Raw genomic sequence first — 961 nt, forward strand, 5'->3', positions numbered from 1 at the left:
CACTTTGCACCCGCTTAGTTGTCATTAAAGTGCTAATGACAGTGCTGAGTTGGCAAAATCCTGGTAGTCCAGCTTCGCGCTTATAGAAAGGATTCCGGCTACCCCGCCGGAATCCTTTATTTTTGTGCCACCTTCCTCGTTTTCCGTCTTAGCCACGCCTGCTCATGACCGTGTATTTCGATAATGCTGCCACCACTCCCTTGGACCCCGAAGTGCTGGATGCAATGTTGCCCTTCCTGCAAAACCACTTCGGCAACCCAAGCAGTATTCATGGCCACGGCCGGCAGGTGCGGGCTGCTATTGAGAATGCCCGCAAGACTATTGCCCATTTAATTAATGCCGCTCCAGCTGAGGTGGTTTTCACCTCTTGCGGAACGGAGGCAGATAACTACGCTGCCGTAGGTAGCATTCGGACGTTGGGGCTGAAACATGCTATTACGTCGCCGCTGGAACACCATGCCGTGCTGCACACGTTGCAAGCCCTAGAGAAAGCCGGAGATATTCAGTTAAGCTACGTGCGCCACGATGAGCAGGGCCGGCTAGATCTTGCGCATCTGGACGCGCTGCTAGCTGGGCATGTCGGGCGCAGCTTCGTGAGTCTGATGCACGCCAACAATGAGATTGGCAATCTAAACGATATTAACTCAATTGGTGATATCTGTGCCCAACACAATGCAGTCTTCCATACCGACACGGTGCAAACAATGGGGCACTACCCGCACGATGTACAGCAGCTGAAAGCCAACTTTCTAGTGGGCTCAGCGCATAAGTTTCACGGCCCTAAAGGTGCCGGCTTCTTGTATCGGCGGTCTGGGCAGCAGTTAGACTCATTGATTAACGGCGGCTCTCAGGAGCGCAACCAACGTGCAGGTACTGAAAATGTGTACGGTATCGTAGGGCTGGCAAAAGCCCTTGAAATTTCGTACCGCGACATGAGCGCTCATCATCAGCATATCCAGGG

The 961-nt window shown here is 53.1% G+C and carries 1 protein-coding gene; it reads left to right on the plus strand.

Annotated features, from left to right (window positions below):
* Positions 1 to 164: 164 nt before the first annotated feature.
* The coding region (locus tag VI25_RS22705) for a cysteine desulfurase family protein (protein WP_055562956.1) at positions 165 to 961 on the plus strand (797 nt) is incomplete at its 3' end.

It is taken from the genome of Hymenobacter sp. AT01-02, from assembly GCF_000961955.2.
GTDB classification, from domain to species: domain Bacteria; phylum Bacteroidota; class Bacteroidia; order Cytophagales; family Hymenobacteraceae; genus Hymenobacter; species Hymenobacter mucosus.